Here is a 17,764-nt window from a genome sequence, read left to right on the forward strand (position 1 = left end):
CGTTAACAGGTGATTCCAATCTTATCTTCTGTTTGCCAATAAAGTTGCCATTGTTCGTCACTCGCCGCCGCACAACCACACCCACCCGAGCATGATGCTAACTTTACCAACTTTAAACGATGGCGTTTTAACCAAGGCTGGAGCATTGCTAAGGCCGCCTCATCAGTCAGCGAAAAATGCTTGGCTACTTGGTTAAGCATCACGCCAGGGTTAGCTTCAATATATAGCTTAAGCGCTTGTAATATCAAAATGCTCTGCCTTTTTTCGCTTTAAGAACAGTACCCAAACACTCAACATGACTACCATAGCAAACAACAATACGCTGGCAGACACCGGCGCTTGCTGCCAAGTAGCCAACTGATAATAAATAGTGGCGGTACTGTAGGCCAATAGCGTAGACCATACCGCTATTAAGCGCGCCCATTTCATCCCTAGTTCTTTTACCAAGGCACCCATTGCCGCCGCACAAGGCATGTACAATAAAATAAACAACATAAATGACACCGCCGATTCAGGCGTAAAGTGCTTCTCTAACTGAGACATGGTAGTTATGTCTACTTCATTCAGTTCCGCTGCGGCCGCTAAGTTATCGGCGGTTTCAATCCCAATACCTAGTGGATCGTCGTAACTTAAGTCGTTAAAGTTGTCGATAATACTTTGCCCCGCTTCTTGGAAGCGCCCCAAGTATGTCCATTCTTCAGCGTCTTCTGACGGGTCTGCATATAAGCTATTTAATGTACCGATTACCGCTTCTTTGGCAAACAAACCAGTGACAATACCGACGGTTGCAGGCCAGTTATCTTGTTCGATTCCCATTGGACCAAATACCGGAGTAACAAACTGGCTGGCTCGACTTAATAAAGAGTGCTCTTGGCCTTCAGCGTCGAGTTCACCGCCAGTGCCAATGTGATTTAAAACGCTTAATATTGCCACTACTAGTACAATAGTTTTACCCGCTCCAACAATGAAACCTCGCACCTTTTGCCAAGTTAACAGTAACACCCCAAATGCCGTGGGTAATTGGTAATCAGGAAGTTCTAGCACTGAATCTTGAGCGCTACCGGGTAACAATGTGTACTTAAGCAGTAGCCCAGTAACAATAGCGGCAACGATACCAATTAAATACAACGCAAATACCATGTTTTGCCCTTGATGGGGGAAAAATGCCGCAACAAATAAAGCGTATACCGGTAAACGAGCACCGCAGGACATGAACGGACTCATGGCAGAGGTTAATACCCGCTCACGGTGCTTTTCTAATACTCGAGTAGCCATGATTGCGGGAACTGTACAACCAAAGCCCATTAGCATTGGTACAAAAGCTTTGCCCGGCAAGCCAATCATTTGCATCGCTTTATCTACAACAAAAGCAGCGCGGGCCAAATAACCTGAGCTTTCTAACAAGGCTAAGAATAGATACAAACAAGCAATCACAGGGATAAAGGTCGCCACCGTTTGAATCCCTACGCCTACGCCGTCGGCTAATACTAAGCCAACCCAATCAGGCGTACCAATAAGACTCAGTAGCTGATTGACCCCGTCGACAAAAATGGTCCCTGCAGCGATGTCGAAAAAGTCGATGAATACGGCACCGCCATTAATGGCAAACATAAACATTAGGTACATTACGCCCAGAAAGGCAGGGATCCCGAACCATCGATTTAATAACACGCGGTCAATGAGGGCTGAATAGTCTCTGTTTAATTGGCCTTTTTTGGCGATACAGCTTTGAGTAAGCTCATAGATAAAATTGTAGCGACTAGCGGCTAACTCTAAATCGATGTCCACAGCTGAAAACGTCAGCAAGGCTTGTTGAAGCGCTCGTTGTTGATCGCCGTCTAGCGTTTCAGTTAACCAGGGATCTAGTTCCAGTAAGCGTAATACTTGGCCTTTATTCAAATCCAGACTTTGCTGCCATTCGGCTGCAAAGTGTTCTATCTGTGAAGAGTACTGAATATTCAAGGCCGAGCTTTGTTGTGCCTGAAGCATTAACTGAGGCAGGTTTTTCTTAAACGCTTCAACTTGCTTTTTAGACGTGGCAGATAAGCACACTAAAGGAAGATTGAAACGCTCGCTAAATTGTTTCACTTTAATGTTAAGCAGTCGGGCTTTGGCGGTATCCATCTTGTTCAGCACAAGCACAACGGGTAAGCCCAACTCTTTCAATTGGATAGTCAAATACAAACTGCGTTCTACTGAACTGGCATCAACAACATTAATTATCAGGTCTAAAGGCTCTGACTGTAAAAACTCACAAGCGATACGCTCATCGATAGAGCTCTTATCTAGTTGCGGGTCAATATTGTATACCCCTGGCAAATCAATTACTTCTGCCTGCCAATCAGCGTGGCGGATCCAGCCTGACTTTTTGTCTACAGTAATGCCGCTAAAATTGCCTACTTTTTGTTTACTGCCAGTAAGCGCATTAAATAAGGTACTTTTACCGCTATTTGGGTTACCAACGGTGGCTATCATATGTGTATTCATAGGGCTTGCACCTCAATAGCTTTAGCCTGCTTAGCACTTAAGGCAAAACTGATTCCGGCTGCGCTAATTTGGATCGGATCACCCAGCGGAGCGCGCCTAACAATGGTTAAGGTTGAATCAGGCAAAATGCCCAACGACATTAATTTTTTACGATTGGCCCTTGGTAAGTGCTGTAAACTTAGCACCAAAGCTTGTTGGCCTATGGCTATTTCATCCAATGACATGCTATCTCCTGGGCTCAATTCTAAATAGTAATGATTTTCATTTAGTAGATTGTGCGTCACTCGTCACAAAACAACAATGATCTAAATCAAGCTGGGGTTTATAGGTTTTTATTTTTTTGAGGTATTTTTTTGAAACTAGCTAAACAAATACGCTACCATCATCGCAACTACAATTAAGGTAAATTGAAGATGTCATTCAAAGACCAACTCTCTCAACTTGTTTATTCCACCGATCAAGGCCGCATAGAGCCTGAGCAACAAGAAGAGCAAATACCAAGCAGTGATGGTTTCGTTAAACTGCGCCGTGAAACCAAAGGTAGAAAAGGTAAAGGAGTCACTTGCTTAAGTGGTTTTGGCCTTGATGAACCAAGCCTAAAGAACCTATGCAAAGAAATGAAAAAGCACTGTGGCGTAGGCGGTAGTGTTAAAGACTACGTTATTGAAATCCAAGGTGACCAGAGAGATAAGTTAGAAGCTTGGCTAAAACAACGCGATTACAAAACTAAGCGTATTGGCGGATAAACGCATTGATTATTTATGGTGACTTAGCTATATTCAGCGCGCTTTTGGGGAGTAGCCGCCAATAACCTTAGGGTTAACGGGCATTCATCAACATACTTAGTGCAAAATCACTATGGTGAATGCAGCCTAAACAGGCCTGGCAAGACCAAATGCACATTAACGCTATAAAGAGGTGAGCGGCGTTGTGTGCATTGGTTTATTTGCTCGCCTCATTAAGAGATCCAAATGGAAGCCCTATTTACTTCAATCACCGCTGTTGCTATCGCCGAAATTGGCGACAAAACCCAACTACTGGCCTTATTATTAGCCTGCAAGTTTCGTAAACCCTTACCCATTATTGCTGGCATTATCATTGCCACTTTACTCAATCATGCCGCCGCAGCGTGGTTTGGCTCTTTTGTGCAAACGTGGTTCAGCCCAGAGATATTGCGTTGGGTGTTAGGGTTGTCATTTATTGCTATGGCTATCTGGGTGTTAATTCCAGACAAAGTGGATGACCTAGAAAGTGGTATGCTCAAGTATGGCCCCTTTGTTGCGTCTCTCATACTGTTTTTTATTGCTGAAATTGGCGACAAAACTCAAGTAGCCACGGTGATCTTGGCGGCAAAATACGACTCGCTGTTTATGGTCATTATGGGAACGACCATTGGTATGTGTTTAGCCAATGTACCAGTAGTACTCCTTGGGAAGCTGGGTGTTGATAAACTACCGATGGTCTTAATCCACCGTATTACCGCTGTATTATTTTTGGTGTTGGGTGTAACTACATTGCTATTTTAGCTTGGGCTTAAGCTTTAACTAATTTATGTTACACTCTGGCAAAATTTGTTAGCAAGGTTGTGAAAGATGAAAGTAATTCGTTGGATTTTAGGCCGTATAATATTGTTACTAAATGCGGTTTTTTCTCCCAAATCAGTGATACGCAGTAGCGAAGATCAAGCAGCCATTGATCAAAAGTTACAAGGTTTAGACCTTTATCAATTGGCGGCATGCCCTTTTTGCGTAAAAGTAAGACGAGCCATGAAACGTAACGGTATTAATATTGGCTTACGAGATATTAACGCTCAGCCTAAATACCTCGAAGAACTGGTAACTGGCGGCGGCTCACGAAAAGTTCCTTGTTTGCGCATAACTCAAGGCGACCAAGTAGAATGGTTGTATGAATCAAATGATATTATTCGTTATTTAGAACAGAAAGTTGCATAAATAAGTCAACAAAAAAGCTCCGCCATGCGGAGCTTTTTTTCACTCGCGGCACAGTTAGTCTACGTCCATAATGTCACTTGGCATTGTCTCACGTAATCGCTTCCATACTTCACTACTAGCAATACCGTAATTACGTACCACTTGTAGCGCTTTATCGTGCTCGCCAGACTCAGCAAGAACAATGAGATCATCGTAGAACTTATCAACCAGTTGGCGTGAAACCGGGTCTTCAAAATAATATTTGCCTACACTTTGATACATGCCTCTAAATCCATTTAGGATTAATGCGTACAAAGGGTTACCAGAGGCAAAAGATAGGCCATGCAACACTTGATAATCAAACTCGGCGTAGGCTTCTCCGGTTTGTTCTAAGAGCTTATATTGCTCAATAAGCTGACGGCTTTTCTCAGGATTATTTTTTAAAGCACCGCGAATGAAAATAACACTAATATTGGTTCGAGCAGACAACAGTTGTTCGAATAACTCTGGAACCCCCTCGGTATCTAATCGAGCCAGCGTCGCTAAAATATTCAGCCCGGCCGTTTCCCAGAAATTATTCACCTTGGTAGGTTTACCGTGCTGAATGGTTAGCCAGCCGTCGCGAGCTAAACGCTGCAATACTTCACGTAACGTGGTTCTTGTTACCCCTATTAACTCTGATAATTCTCTTTCAGCAGGCAATATGGTGCCGGGAGCAAAGCGATTATTCCAGATAGATTCAATAATGTACTGTTCTGCAAATCCCGCTGGGCTTTTTGCTTTAATTACCATTTTTTACTCAGTCTATTTTCGTTTTTATTCATTGGATAATAACAAACCATTAACTAAAGCTAAAGTAAGTGGTTTGAGCTCAAACCTCCAGTTTTGCAAATCCAATAACATTTCTTTTCAGTTATTGATTAAATTTGATGATTTCGCACGTTCAACTACCAAAACTGCTTGATATCACATACAATCGCGGCGAGTTTCCGTAGGGGAAAACTCGTCCCGCATTTGAACAACAATGAGATTTCAGGATGAATACAAGTCTTACCAGTGCTTTTGCTAAGAATTTTCTTGGTAATGCACCTCTTTGGTATAAAAAAGCCATTGTTTTATTTCTAATTATTAACCCCATCGTTTTTTATATTAACCCCTTTCTCGCGGGTTGGTTGCTGGTTATTGAGTTCATTTTCACTTTAGCGATGGCCTTAAAATGTTACCCTCTTCAACCTGGTGGTTTGTTGGCTATTGAAGCGGTAGCCATCGGTATGACATCCTCTGAAACCGTAAAACATGAATTAGTGGCCAATTTTGAAGTAGTACTGTTGCTAATCTTCATGGTGGCAGGGATCTTCTTCATGAAGCAGTTACTGCTTTTTGTATTCACCAAGATGCTAATAAAAATCAAAGACAAGGCTATTTTGTCTTTGGCCTTCTGTGCTGCTGGCGCTTTTCTATCTGCTTTTCTAGACGCCTTAACCGTTATTGCGGTTGTGATCAGCGTTGCCATAGGTTTCTACAGCATCTACCACAAGGTAGCTTCAGGCAAAGATTTTCATCAAAAGCACGATCATACCAATGATGACTTAAGCAGTAATGACCTAGAAGGCTTTCGAGCGTTTTTACGTAGTTTAATGATGCACGCGGGTGTAGGTACTGCGCTGGGTGGCGTTTGTACTATGGTCGGTGAGCCACAAAACCTCATCATTGCCGACCAGTCAAGCTGGCAGTTCTTTGAGTTCTTCCTGCGTATGTCTCCAGTGTCGATACCAGTACTCATTTTTGGTTTAGCCACTTGTGTGCTGTTAGAAAAAGTAGGTAAGTTTGGTTACGGAGGAGAACTTCCTCCCAACGTACGAAAAATTCTTACTGACTATGATAAGTTTGAAGACGAAAAGCGTAATAATCGCGATCGCGCCAAGCTAATCGTACAAGCGCTAATTGCCGTATGGCTAATTGCCGGTTTAGCCTTACACTTAGCCGCCGTGGGCCTAATTGGTCTGTCGGTGATTATTTTAGCCACTTCGTTCACGGGAATTACAGAAGAGCACCAATTAGGTAAGGCCTTTGAAGAAGCCCTGCCATTCACCGCTTTGTTAGCCGTATTTTTCTCAATTGTTGCTGTAATTATTGACTTAGAGTTGTTTAAGCCCGTTATTCATTGGGTGTTGTCTATTGAAGAAGAAGGACAGTTAGTCGCCTTCTATCTGGCTAATGGCTTGCTTTCGATGGTAAGTGACAACGTATTTGTTGGTACGGTTTATATAAACGAAGTCAAAACCGCTTGGAACGAAGGTCAAATTACCCGCGATCAGTTCGACATGCTTGCGGTGGCTATTAATACGGGTACTAACCTACCTTCAGTGGCTACGCCAAATGGTCAAGCCGCATTCTTATTCCTACTCACCTCTTCATTGGCACCTCTGTTACGTTTGTCATACGGACGAATGGTGTGGATGGCATTGCCTTATACTGTTGTATTGGCTGGCGTAGGTTTGCTTTGTGTTGAATTTGCCTTAGTGCCTGCGACCCAATACTTCTATGATATGGGATGGATTACCCATCACGTTGCGGGTGCAGCGTCAGCGGTTTCTGCTGGACATTAAAATTAAAAACGGCGATGCTTGCATCGCCTTTTTATTTATAGGAGTTATTGAATATGCTCAACTTTTTAAGCAGTATGCCGCACCAACGTAAACCTTGGTTTCTGCTTTTTGTTGGTAGCTTGTCACTTGAATTATGTGCGTTGTTCTTTCAACACGTGATGAAGCTTGATCCCTGTGTCATGTGTATCTACGAACGCGTAGCTATGTTCGGTTTGATGGCTGCTGGCTTAGTGGGTTGCATTGCACCCAAGTACCTAATTGTTCGTTTGACCGCCTTTGGCTTGTGGTTGGCTAGTGCTGGTTGGGGTTTGCAACTGGCGATTACCCACACTGATTATCAGATGAATCCAAATCCTTTTGCTACCTGTGATTTTTTTGCTAATTTCCCTGAGTGGATGCCGCTAGATAAATGGATCCCATGGCTATTTAATCCAACCGGTTTTTGCGACGAAATCTCTTGGATGTTCTTTGGCTGGTCAATGCCGCAATGGCTAATCGCGATATTTGCCATTTTCCTCTGCGCCGGCGTAGTGTTTTTCGCTCTACAGTGGCGTAAAAAAACCACCTATTAAGCGAACAAATTTGAGCAACATCCGTTGACCATTTGGTCATCGGATAAGGGCTTAGCGGCTCTCCGCTCAGTAACGTTATGAACGCTAAATAGGGAATAAATAACCTTCAATTTAGCGTTTATCAACTCAGTGATTCAATAAGCACTTCTGAAATAGCGCCCTTGCCTACCTCTTAATAAGCGATAACGTGTAAACGGTGACCATCCAATACACCAGACAGGGTTGATACAATGCCAGCGGCTAAACCATTCACTGTCACAGGCCTTGTCCCAATAAAGTTCTCGCCATTTTATCGCCTAACAGAGTCGCTAAATCAATATTGCTTTCACCATCGAGCATTATTTCGAAAGTAGAACGGTAGCATTGGGCGTTTCGTTGGCAATGTCTATGATGCTTTAAAGGCCGCGACTAGAGTAATAGTCAGCCCCGTCAATGATTTCATGCGCAAGATACTATTTTTATCAATACTGTTCGTTGGCGGCCATTCCAACAATGTATCTTTTACAAAAAAACTAAAGAACCTGCGCTACTCGGTTGCCGCTAGTTTGAGATCAACTTTTTGGTCGGTTACGGGTTTGTGACATAATTTGTTTGACCAAAACTAAGCAATAAATCTAGAATATTAAGTGACACAGCTAACGCTATATTAACCCACCAACGCTCCCACATTAAGCCTCGAACGGGCCAGTTAAGTTGAGTCAATTACCACTAAATCGTTTACACATCATTTCAAGATTAAGGCCGAATCAGTTATGCGAGATATTTTAGCTACAGCTTGAAAGATTAATCAGCGGCTTCTAACAGAAGAAATATCCCCCCCCCCCACAAACTCGCTAATTATGATAAGGTTAAGCCATACTTTAGAATATTTTGATTACGCCGTGGACCCAATTGCCCCTGAATTACTAAAAGAGTTTAATGCACTACCTTGTCAAACTGAGGTGCATCTACAAATTCCCACTGCGACGACCCCTTTGCGCTTACGTAGTCGATTAATCGGTATTGAACCCGGCATGTGTATAATTCTCTCTAGGGGAATGGACCAGCAATGGGATGCAGCCAAAGAGCTGATTCGCGAAGGCCAGTCGATTGTGGTTCGAATCGTCAATGAAGGGGATCCCGACGCAACTATTTTTGCTTATCGAGGTTCCATTTCTAAGCTGATGAGTAGCGTTGGTCGTTGGGTAGTATTAGATTATCCACGCAGCATTCAGAAAATCAGTTTACGACAACATAGTCGCTTACCCGTCTCTTTACCCTGCCAATTAATCACCGAAGGAGACAAACCCGAAACGCTGATTGGTTTACTAAAAGACTTGTCGTTAAATGGCGGAGGCTTTGTTAGTAGCCCTATTCCAATGCCACTAAGCCAACAAAGCTTTACCTTAAGCCTAGCCATCGAGAACCAAGAGGCACTTACAATTAAAGCCAGTATTTGTAATCAACACCTAGAACAACGAGCGCCTGAAAAAGTACATTATGGTTTGAGTTTTGAAGGCACAGAAAAAGAAAAACAGCATTTTGTGCAGACTGCACTACTAGAAATTTTACAAAAAGAAAATAAGACACCAAGCTAAATAATCGATTAATCGAGTATAAACGCTTTTACTGGCTGTATTTCAATGCACAAAAAAAGCGACCCTAGGGTCGCTTTTATATTAATGGTCAACTTCTAGTCTTTGTTGTACTTGGCAGTACGTGGGAACGCAATGCCATTACTATCAAACAAGTAACCCGCGTTAGTTGGTAAACCTACACGCAGTTGATCGCCATTGTTAGATGGGAATTCGCTACGTGCTTTAAAGGTGAAATCGAAGCCTTTAACGTCCATATAAACGTAAGACTCAGCACCTAAGTGTTCAGCAACTACAACTGTACCTGTAATGAAGTTCTCTGCATGAGCATGGGTATCTTCAACCAAGTGCTCAGGGCGGCAACCAAACTCTACAGTATCGCCAACGCTAGCGCGGCTAGTGTCAACTGCTGCACTGATGATATCGCCAGTTACCAATTTAATCTTACTGTGTTGCTCACCCGATTCAATAAGTTCGCCTTCAATGAAGTTCATTTTAGGAGAGCCAATAAAACCAGCAACAAATTTATTTGCAGGGTTATGGTAAAGCTCTAACGGAGAACCATATTGCTCCAAGTTAGACCCTGCATTTGGATCTAATGGGCTTAGCACAACAATTTTGTCAGCTAAAGTCATCGCTTCCACTTGGTCGTGGGTAACGTAGATAATAGTTGATTGAAGTTCTTTGTGCAGTTTAGCAATCTCGATACGCATTTTCACACGAAGCGCAGCATCAAGGTTTGATAAAGGCTCATCGAATAGAAATACACCTGGTTGTTGTACAATACAACGACCAATAGCAACACGCTGACGTTGACCACCACTTAATTCTTTTGGTTTACGATCAAGTAACGGGTCTAAGCCCAAAATATCAGACGCATTGTTTACACGTTTCTCGATAGTCTCTTTGTCAACCTTCTTCAATTTAAGGCCGAAAGACATGTTTTCGCGTAGATCCATGTGTGGGTAAAGAGCGTAAGACTGGAATACCATACCTACATTACGCTCTACTGGTGGAACATCATTCATGAAGTTACCACCAATTTGAAGTTCACCACTAGTGATGTCTTCTAGGCCAGCGATCATACGTAAAAGCGTTGATTTACCACAACCTGATGGACCAACAAATACAACAAATTCGCCATCTTGAATGTCTAAGTTAATGTCACGCAAAGTGTCTTGGTGAATTGCAGGATCATAGTTCTTACGTACATTTTTTAGAATTACATTAGCCATTATTAGCTCCAAACTGAATAAAGTATTCGCTTTATTCGCAATCAATCTTGTTTTGCGTAGCCGCATCTGCGGCTACGCCCAAATAACTTAACCTTTAACACCACCAGCCGTTAACCCGCCGACCAACCAACGTTGGGCCATTAGGAACACTAGCGTGATAGGGAATCCAGACAATACTGCTGCGGCGGCGAAATCGCCCCACAAGTAGTTTTGCGGATAGAGATATTGTTGAGCACCTACTGCAAGCGTGAGTTTATCTACGTCTTGCATCAATACAGAGGCCATTGGCACTTCAGTAATTACCCCAATAAACGCGAGGATAAATACTACTGCCAAAATAGGTACAGAAAGCGGTAACAATACCAATCTAAACGCTTGCCATGGAGTTGCGCCGTCAATAGCCGCAGACTCTTCAAGCGCAGGGTCAATAGTTTCGAAGTACCCTTTAATCGTCCACACGTGCAGTGCGATACCACCAAGGTAAGCGAAAATAAGACCACCATGAGTGTTTAGACCCAACCAAGGAATGTATTCACCAATCTTGTTGAACAAGGCATAAATTGCTACCAAGGCCAATACAGATGGGAACATTTGGAAAATTAACATACCGTTAAGAATGGTTGCTTTACCCTTAAAACGCATACGCGCAAACGCGTAAGCACTTGTAGTAGATAAGGCCACAATTAACAGTGCTGAAATACCCGCAACTTTAATTGAGTTCCACAACCAAGTTAGAACAGGGAATGGTGGTGGTGTCAAAGAACCATCTGGGTTTACAACTGTAATCCCTAAGGCTAAACGCCAGTGGTCGAGAGTTGGGTTAGATGGAATAAGTTCGCCTACCGCAAAGTTACCAGTACGGAACGAAATAGTAATAACCATCAATAATGGGAATATAATCAAACATAGAAATAAACATAACACTACGTGAGTAGCTAGTTTTCTATATTTCAATGACTTAGCTTGAACCATTGCCATAGTAGCTTCTCCTTATGCCTTGTCAGCTTTAGTTAATTTCAAGTTAATCAAGGCAAGCGCACCAACCACTAAGAAGATTAGCGTTGCAATTGCACTGGCGAGACCGTAATCCTGACCACCATCGCCTTGGAAGGCAATACGGTAGGTATAACTTACGAGTAAGTCAGTTGTACCTGCAGGAGTAGAAGCACCGATAATGTCTGGACCACCATTGGTTAACAACTGAATCAATACAAAGTTGTTAAAGTTAAAGGCAAAAGAGGCTACCAACAACGGGGTTAGAGGCTTCATCAGCAGTGGTACAGTAATGTTGAAGAAATTATTGATTGGACCTGCGCCATCCATTGCTGAAGCTTCATACAAATCTTCAGGGATAGACTTAAGCATACCTAAACATAAGATCATCATGTACGGATAACCTAACCAAGTATTCACGATTAGAATCATCGATTTGGCCATAACAGGATCGGTAAACCAATCCGGCTTAATACCAAATAGCGATTCCAAAATACCGTTAATTTCACCAAAGTTTTGGTTAAATAAACCTTTGAATACCAAGATAGAGATAAAGGCAGGGATAGCGTAAGGAAGAATTAGAACCACGCGATAAATAGCGCGCCCTTTAAGCTCTTCCCACTGAATTAGACAAGCTAACACCATACCAATAGCCAAGGTAAAGGCTACTGAAGCGGCAGCAAAAATAACTGTCCAAATAAAGATTTCGATAAACGGTTCTTTAATACCTTTGTCGGTAGCAACGCGCTCAAAGTTTTTCCAGCCTACTTTAACTGTAAAACCCGGAGCAAGGCGATCACCAACAAACTCACCGTCGCCATCGATATACTGAAAATAACCCGTTTCCATATTTGGCAACATTAATTCGCCAGTTTGGTTATTTCGTAAGATAGAAGGACCTGGAAGAATAGCGCCACTTTCTTTAAGAACTACACCGTCAGCGAGACGAGTGTATAGAGGCTTCATCGCTGAGAATTTGCGCAGGCCATTCATAACCAGTTCATCACCGTTAGGGGTAACAAGAACGATATTATTGAAAAATTGGCGATGCGAGATAATTTCTTTTATCGGCGCGATAGCACTAGTAGGCAAAGCATCTACTTGTTTAAGCCTAAAACGTTCAGTTTCAAGCGTAAGCCGTTTAGTACGAACATCGGCGTTAGAGATAACTTCAACAGGAGAAGTGACAAAAAGATCTTCATCTTGTGAGAGTGCCAAGATGTATTTACCTTCAGCCGCTTGATGCAACTGAAAAGCAAATGAACCACCTTTAGCCATGTAGGTTTTTTGGGTATGCAATTGCTCAACACGTTCCAACGATAACAAGTTTGTTCCGCTGTAGTTGGTAAATGCAATACCAATGGTATACGCCAAGGGAAAGATGATAAAGACCACCATTCCGGCAATACCGGGGAAAATATATCGGTGCGCATACATTTTTTTAGTAGTAAAAACATACACACCAGTAGAAACAACAACAAGGGTGAGCAATGCAAATGCATATTCACCACCTGCATACATCAAAACAATTGCGTAGCCGTTAAGCAATACAATCGCCGTGATCAGCAGCAGTTTTAGCCAAGCATATTTGCCCTGCATAAAACCTGGAGAAGCAGAAAGACCCATCTTATGTACAACCTTTGATTTGACCGAAATTAACTAAGAGGAGGATAGACCAATATCCTCCTCCTAACCGAAATAATATGACCGTATTATTTCGCTATACGACGCGCTGCCGCGTCTAGTGCTTTCTCTAGAGGTTGACGACCACTAGTGATGTTGGTTAGTGATGTTGCCATCGCTGACCAGAATTTACCCATAGCAGCTACGTTAGGCATTGGCTCACCATCTTGAGCGTTTGCGAAAGTTGCAGCGATGCGAGGGTCACTTGAAAGCTCTTCCATGTACGACTTAAGTGCTACAGCACCTAGAGGTACATCGTCATTCACAGATTTCAAGCCTTCATTAGTAACAAGGTAGTTTTCTAAGAACTCTACCGCTAAATCAGCATTTGGTGACGCAGAGTTAATTGCACCCGCTAATACACCAACCATTGGCTTAGCTTTGTTACCGTTGATAGTTGGAATGTAAGTTACACCGTAGTTGATGCCACTTTTTTCCATGTTATCCCAAGCCCAAGGGCCGTTGATAACCATGGCTACTTCGCCTTTGTTGAAGGCAGAATCCATTACACCGTAGTCAGCGCCTTTTGGCATATGACCATTTTCGATTAAATCTTTAATAACTTGAGCGCCCATTTTTGCGCCGTCTGTCGCTACACCGGTGTCTTTAACATTGTAAGAACCGTTTTCGAATTTAAAGATGTAACCACCATTCGCAGCCAATAGAGGCCATGAAAAGTAAGTGTTATTGTAATCCCAAAGGATTGCGTGCTTACCAGACTTTTGTAGTTCGGTGTCTAGTGCAGGAATTTCTTCCCAAGTTTTAGGAGGGTTAGGCACTAAGTCTTTGTTGTAGATAAGACCAATAGCTTCGATAGCAATTGGGTAACCGTAAACTTTGCCATCTAGTGTTACTGCATCCCATGCAAAATCTTCAACTGCTGCTTTTTTCTCTGCGCTTGGCTTAACCTCAGTTAATAGACCTGCGTCAACCCAGTCACCAAAACGGTCGTGAGCCCACAAGAAAATATCAGGACCTGAGCCAGTAGATGCAGCTTGTTGGAATTTACCAGGGGCATCGTCTGGGTGTGCAACACTTACTTTAACACCAGTATCAGCTTCAAAGCGTTTACCTACTTCAGCCAAGCCGTTGTAGCCTTTATCGCCATTTACCCAAATGGTCAATTGGCCTTCTTCAATCGCAGCAAAAGCATTAGATACCATGCCTAAAGAAGCAACCGCTATAGCAGATGCAAGAATTGTCTTTTTCATTAGCCTTTCCTTAACTGTCGTTATGATTATATTTTTAGGTCGCAAGGGTAACTTGCTGGGCTTGATTCTAGCCCATATGGTTGCTTTCGCACATGACTTAGCTCGCACTTTTGAAATTATACTACAAACGGCCAAACCAAGGCCACATGGGCCTTGGGAGGCCACTTAAGCAACAAACAGTGGTAATAAAACAACATTATCAACCATGTTAACGCTTGAAAACCTTTCCATGTGGTAATAAAACTACATTTAAGTTTTTGATAAGCTTTTCAGAGCTCACAATTAACTTATTTGTTATTTTTCAACTGTTCTCTTAAGTTAGGAGGGATCCCGACAATCGTCAATGTATCTGTCGATTCATCGTAAAAAACGCGATCCCCCAACAATTTTTGTTCAAAGCTAACCGATACTCCTTTTCCTTGCCCAAAACATTTAGCCAGTTTTTTCAGGGCGGTACGGTCAGCTGGAAATTGATCTTCAAGGGGATAGTTTTCAGCCGCAAATTGATAAAAGTCGACATTATCTTCAGCGGTAGGTAAGGCCTTGGCTAATTCTCCTACGATGATTTCCTCACCGTCTTTTAACTGTTGTTCACAGTAAGATTTTACTTCACCTTTATAGGCTAGCTTTTCTTCTTTATCTAATTGCGTTGCTTGGCAGTAATCATCCACCGCTTGCATCAACACCGCATTTTGTACTTTTACATCCAAGCCGTCATCGCACCCCAAATACTCGACAAAAAAATCAGCTATTTTACGCCCAGCCCTGCCTTTAACATAAGAGACATAGCGCTTAGACTCTGGGTTACGTTGCATATCGGTGATATCAATCCTAGCCGCTAATTGAATGGAACTTGTCTCAAGATAACGGCTAGCAGTTAGCTCTAAGCTCTCGTTCACAGCAGGAGAGGTTTTATTCTCGAGCAACATGATTAATAGATATTCACCTGCAACATGTTCATAGTTAGCCAGCAATAACACGCCCTGCTCAATAAACTCATACTTTTTTAGTTCTTCAATTAATACCGTACCGCTATCGACACTGTATCGATGAAAATCGATGTCTTGGTTTAGTAAAGCATCTAGTTGCGTCTTGAAGGGACTACTATTGTCTTCATTATAAAAGCCAAACCCTTTAGCGGCACGCCCACTGTAATTGAGGTGTAGACTCTCTATTAAGCTAAGTGCAGCTTCACTATGAGCCATCTCGTCGGCGCGAGCTTGTAGGGCAATAGTGCCGTCTTCGGCCAATTCTAATGAATGTAAAATAAGGTGTTTTAATGAAATGCTCATGGTCTCTTACTGTTAGTGTTTACTGACGAGGTGGGTTATTATACGCGTCTTTATCAGTAAATTCTTAGTGAAGTAATGGCAATAATTTCAAAATATTCTAATGAGCAAGTGGAACAATTACTTAATGATGTACTCAAAGTAGTCGACAACCATAATATCACCACAGATTTAGCACTGATGGTGTTAGGTAATGCGACCACATGTTTGATTAATCAGCGGGTTGCGCCTGAACAACGGAAAAAGCTCACTGAAGGTTTTAGCAAGGCGCTTAAAAGTTCGATCAACGAAAAATAATAAAATTGGAAAGGATCCATTAACTCGCAATGGTAAATAACTCAAAACAGTACCGTGACAAAGTGTCTCAACTCATTAGCTGGGGCCATTGGTTTTGTTTGTCTAACATTATTCTAGCCTTAATCGTTGGCTTGCGTTATTTGGTGTTAGCCGCCCCACCTGAAACTTTTTTAGGTCAAAGCTATTTACTGATTAGTTGGATCGGACAGTTTTCTTTTATCGGTTTTGTTATCTTCTTATTGACTCTGTTCCCACTGAGCTTTGTCATTCCGAGTAACCGAACCATGCGTTTTGTCGGCGCACTGATTGCGACTATCGGCATCAGCCTATTAATCGTAGATACCGAGGTATTCGCTACTTTTAACTTGCACTTAAACCCCGCCTTATTGCAACTATTAGTAGATGAGGATCAAAATAGCCAAGCCAACACACTTAACCTGTTGTTTGTTGCAGTGCCGTTCATTTTCTTATTAGAGTTATGGTTAGCTAGGTTGTGTTGGAAGTACTTACGGAGACTAGAACATAAGCACCTAGGTGTGCCTGTCGCTGCTCTATTGTTTGTATGTTTTTTACTTACCCATTTTATTCACGCATGGGCTGATGCCACTAACTATCGGGTGGTCACCCAACAGAAAAACAACTATCCCCTATTCTACCCTCTCACCGCGCGTAGCTTTTTACAGCAACAGGGCATTTTTGATGTCGATGCCTATTACCAACAAGTAAAAGCTAGAGAGTTAAAACAACAAGGCGAGCTGCGTTACCCCATTTCACCCATCAAATATGGCAATGTTGAGCAACGCTATAATCTAATGGTAGTGGTGGTTGAAGGCCTACGTTGGGATATGCTCAATCAGCAAGCGATGCCGAATAGTTGGCGACAAGCTAAAAGCTCTAGTCAATTTTTTAGCCATTTCAGCGGCAGCAACAAACCTCAAGAAGGTTTATTTAGCTTACTGTATGGGCTCCCAACGACTTACTGGCCAACCGTTAAGTCTTCACATCAAAGCCCGGTGTTAATCTCTGCCTTGCAAGACAATAATTATCAAATAGAGTTATTTAGCAGCCGCGGCTTAAACCACCCCGAGCTGGCAAGCACTAGCTTCTCGGCAGTCAACAGCCTTGATATGACGTCTTCATTAGGAGGAGCAAAAGGGGATGAGCGAGCCATACAAGAGTGGCTTATGTGGCAACAAAGCCAGTATTCGCAACTGCCTTGGTTTAATTTTTTGTATCTTAATGGCGTCGCTAATTTTGACAACGGAAATGAGCATCAAGCAAAAATAACGACTGATAGCCTAGGCCCTTTGTACCTTGAAGCCGCTCAGAACTTAGATAAGCAATTAGCGGAAGTATACCAACAGTTGGCTCAAACCGGTCAATTGGAGCGCACGGTGCTTATAGTGACATCTGATTACGGCACTCAGCTAAACGATAACAATAGTAATTACTGGGGAAACAACAGTAATTTCAGTCGCTACCAAACCCAAGTGCCGATGTTCATTCATTGGCCGAATAAAGCTCCGAGTTTACACCATGGTGATACTAGTCATAACGATTTAGTACCCACCATCTTAGAGGGGCTATTCGCTGTTTCTTCAAAGAGTTCCAATTACAGTACTGGCCAGAATATCTTTAGAAAACGTAAGCGCGATTGGCTATTAATTGGCAACCAAGAGCAACAAGCGGTGGTTCAGAGTAATCAAATAACCTTGTTTAATGACACTGGAAGCTACCAAGTGTTTGATCGTGACTTAGAACCCAGTAATGCGCAAGTTTCAGTGCCTATGCTGGTGCAAGTTTTAAATGAATTAAACCGTTTTTATCAGCCGCAGCAATAATTTGCTCAATCCATGAGCACTTGGCCTTGAAAACACAGCTAA

17 protein-coding genes and 1 riboswitch are annotated in these 17,764 nt (G+C 42.5%); of the genes, 8 read left to right on the forward strand and 9 right to left on the reverse strand.

Annotation, left to right across the window (positions count from 1 at the left end; genetic code table 11):
- Positions 1-2: 2 nt before the first annotated feature.
- From ACVFI8_RS01670 to ACVFI8_RS01680, 3 genes are read right to left on the reverse strand one after another with little or no spacing between them, the layout of a single operon-like run.
- Positions 3-248 (reverse strand): FeoC-like transcriptional regulator, encoded by a 246-nt coding sequence (locus ACVFI8_RS01670; protein ID WP_248715182.1) that lies wholly within the window; start codon positions 246-248, stop codon positions 3-5.
- Complete coding sequence (feoB, locus tag ACVFI8_RS01675) at positions 229-2,487, reverse strand: Fe(2+) transporter permease subunit FeoB (RefSeq protein WP_457872854.1); 2,259 nt, start codon at positions 2,485-2,487, stop codon at positions 229-231. The genes ACVFI8_RS01670 and feoB overlap by 20 nt, the downstream gene beginning before the upstream one ends.
- Complete coding sequence (locus ACVFI8_RS01680; protein ID WP_457872855.1) at positions 2,484-2,711, reverse strand: FeoA family protein; 228 nt, start codon at positions 2,709-2,711, stop codon at positions 2,484-2,486. Before ACVFI8_RS01680 ends, feoB begins: the two co-directional genes overlap by 4 nt.
- Positions 2,712-2,900: 189 nt before the next feature.
- On the opposite strand from ACVFI8_RS01680, the gene yciH reads away from it, so the two are divergent.
- The 3 genes from yciH (at position 2,901) to ACVFI8_RS01695 (ending at position 4,439) form a co-directional block, all read left to right on the forward strand.
- A complete protein-coding gene (gene yciH / locus ACVFI8_RS01685) occupies positions 2,901-3,233 on the forward strand; it encodes a stress response translation initiation inhibitor YciH (RefSeq protein WP_457872856.1) in 333 nt (110 codons plus the stop codon).
- Positions 3,234-3,277: 44 nt separating this feature from the next.
- Positions 3,278-3,455: riboswitch (yybP-ykoY riboswitch) on the forward strand.
- Between the two features lie 3 nt (positions 3,456-3,458).
- Complete coding sequence (locus ACVFI8_RS01690) at positions 3,459-4,013, forward strand: TMEM165/GDT1 family protein (RefSeq protein ID WP_457872857.1); 555 nt, start codon at positions 3,459-3,461, stop codon at positions 4,011-4,013.
- A 66-nt stretch (positions 4,014-4,079) separates the two neighbouring features.
- The gene (locus ACVFI8_RS01695; RefSeq protein WP_248715177.1) at positions 4,080-4,439 is read left to right on the forward strand and encodes a glutaredoxin family protein; all 360 of its coding nucleotides are present in this window, start codon (positions 4,080-4,082) and stop codon (positions 4,437-4,439) included.
- A gap of 54 nt (positions 4,440-4,493) precedes the next feature.
- Here ACVFI8_RS01695 and fadR read toward each other — a convergent pair whose 3' ends face one another.
- Entirely contained in the window at positions 4,494-5,210 is a 717-nt protein-coding gene (gene fadR / locus ACVFI8_RS01700) for a fatty acid metabolism transcriptional regulator FadR (protein WP_248715176.1), read from the reverse strand.
- A gap of 245 nt (positions 5,211-5,455) precedes the next feature.
- Between fadR and nhaB the strand changes: the two genes are divergently transcribed.
- From nhaB to ACVFI8_RS01715, 3 genes are all read left to right on the forward strand, one after another.
- Positions 5,456-7,027 carry a Na(+)/H(+) antiporter NhaB gene (gene nhaB / locus ACVFI8_RS01705; protein WP_457872858.1) on the forward strand — a complete coding sequence of 524 codons (1,572 nt, stop codon included), beginning with the start codon at positions 5,456-5,458 and terminating at the stop codon, positions 7,025-7,027.
- 53 nt (positions 7,028-7,080) lie between these two features.
- Positions 7,081-7,599: a disulfide bond formation protein DsbB gene (gene dsbB / locus ACVFI8_RS01710; protein WP_457872859.1), complete on the forward strand. Its 519-nt coding sequence runs from the start codon at positions 7,081-7,083 to the stop codon at positions 7,597-7,599.
- An 881-nt stretch (positions 7,600-8,480) separates the two neighbouring features.
- Complete coding sequence (locus ACVFI8_RS01715) at positions 8,481-9,176, forward strand: PilZ domain-containing protein (RefSeq protein ID WP_457872860.1); 696 nt, start codon at positions 8,481-8,483, stop codon at positions 9,174-9,176.
- Positions 9,177-9,271: 95 nt separating this feature from the next.
- Here ACVFI8_RS01715 and ACVFI8_RS01720 read toward each other — a convergent pair whose 3' ends face one another.
- The 5 genes from ACVFI8_RS01720 to yejK all read right to left on the reverse strand — a co-directional run bounded on the left by ACVFI8_RS01720 (position 9,272) and on the right by yejK (position 15,587).
- Entirely contained in the window at positions 9,272-10,408 is a 1,137-nt protein-coding gene (locus ACVFI8_RS01720; protein ID WP_248715172.1) for an ABC transporter ATP-binding protein, read from the reverse strand.
- Between the two features lie 87 nt (positions 10,409-10,495).
- Positions 10,496-11,386, reverse strand: a complete 891-nt coding sequence (gene malG / locus ACVFI8_RS01725; protein ID WP_248715171.1) for a maltose ABC transporter permease MalG — start codon at positions 11,384-11,386, stop codon at positions 10,496-10,498.
- A gap of 12 nt (positions 11,387-11,398) precedes the next feature.
- Positions 11,399-13,027: a maltose ABC transporter permease MalF gene (gene malF / locus ACVFI8_RS01730; RefSeq protein ID WP_248715170.1), complete on the reverse strand. Its 1,629-nt coding sequence runs from the start codon at positions 13,025-13,027 to the stop codon at positions 11,399-11,401.
- An 86-nt stretch (positions 13,028-13,113) separates the two neighbouring features.
- On the reverse strand, positions 13,114-14,295 hold the full coding sequence (malE, locus tag ACVFI8_RS01735; RefSeq protein WP_248715169.1) for a maltose/maltodextrin ABC transporter substrate-binding protein MalE: 1,182 nt from the start codon (positions 14,293-14,295) through the stop codon (positions 13,114-13,116).
- A gap of 287 nt (positions 14,296-14,582) precedes the next feature.
- Entirely contained in the window at positions 14,583-15,587 is a 1,005-nt protein-coding gene (gene yejK / locus ACVFI8_RS01740; protein ID WP_248715168.1) for a nucleoid-associated protein YejK, read from the reverse strand.
- A 75-nt stretch (positions 15,588-15,662) separates the two neighbouring features.
- Between yejK and ACVFI8_RS01745 the strand changes: the two genes are divergently transcribed.
- Positions 15,663-15,881, forward strand: a complete 219-nt coding sequence (locus tag ACVFI8_RS01745) for a YejL family protein (protein WP_248715167.1) — start codon at positions 15,663-15,665, stop codon at positions 15,879-15,881.
- A 29-nt stretch (positions 15,882-15,910) separates the two neighbouring features.
- On the forward strand, positions 15,911-17,722 hold the full coding sequence (locus ACVFI8_RS01750) for a DUF3413 domain-containing protein (protein WP_248715166.1): 1,812 nt from the start codon (positions 15,911-15,913) through the stop codon (positions 17,720-17,722).
- The last annotated feature ends 42 nt before the right edge of the window (positions 17,723-17,764 follow it).

The organism is Agarivorans sp. MS3-6 (assembly GCF_054112545.1).

Bases quoted from the DNA above. Each gene is read 5' to 3' on its own strand.
- feoB (WP_457872854.1), bottom strand. From the start codon at position 2,487: ATGAATACACATATGATAGCCACCGTTGGTAACCCAAATAGCGGTAAA.
- ACVFI8_RS01680 (WP_457872855.1), bottom strand. From the start codon at position 2,711: ATGTCATTGGATGAAATAGCCATAGGCCAACAAGCTTTGGTGCTAAGT.
- yciH (WP_457872856.1), top strand. From the start codon at position 2,901: ATGTCATTCAAAGACCAACTCTCTCAACTTGTTTATTCCACCGATCAA.
- ACVFI8_RS01690 (WP_457872857.1), top strand. From the start codon at position 3,459: ATGGAAGCCCTATTTACTTCAATCACCGCTGTTGCTATCGCCGAAATT.
- ACVFI8_RS01695 (WP_248715177.1), top strand. From the start codon at position 4,080: ATGAAAGTAATTCGTTGGATTTTAGGCCGTATAATATTGTTACTAAAT.
- fadR (WP_248715176.1), bottom strand. From the start codon at position 5,210: ATGGTAATTAAAGCAAAAAGCCCAGCGGGATTTGCAGAACAGTACATT.
- nhaB (WP_457872858.1), top strand. From the start codon at position 5,456: ATGAATACAAGTCTTACCAGTGCTTTTGCTAAGAATTTTCTTGGTAAT.
- dsbB (WP_457872859.1), top strand. From the start codon at position 7,081: ATGCTCAACTTTTTAAGCAGTATGCCGCACCAACGTAAACCTTGGTTT.
- ACVFI8_RS01720 (WP_248715172.1), bottom strand. From the start codon at position 10,408: ATGGCTAATGTAATTCTAAAAAATGTACGTAAGAACTATGATCCTGCA.
- malG (WP_248715171.1), bottom strand. From the start codon at position 11,386: ATGGCAATGGTTCAAGCTAAGTCATTGAAATATAGAAAACTAGCTACT.
- malF (WP_248715170.1), bottom strand. From the start codon at position 13,027: ATGGGTCTTTCTGCTTCTCCAGGTTTTATGCAGGGCAAATATGCTTGG.
- malE (WP_248715169.1), bottom strand. From the start codon at position 14,295: ATGAAAAAGACAATTCTTGCATCTGCTATAGCGGTTGCTTCTTTAGGC.
- yejK (WP_248715168.1), bottom strand. From the start codon at position 15,587: ATGAGCATTTCATTAAAACACCTTATTTTACATTCATTAGAATTGGCC.
- ACVFI8_RS01745 (WP_248715167.1), top strand. From the start codon at position 15,663: ATGGCAATAATTTCAAAATATTCTAATGAGCAAGTGGAACAATTACTT.
- ACVFI8_RS01750 (WP_248715166.1), top strand. From the start codon at position 15,911: ATGGTAAATAACTCAAAACAGTACCGTGACAAAGTGTCTCAACTCATT.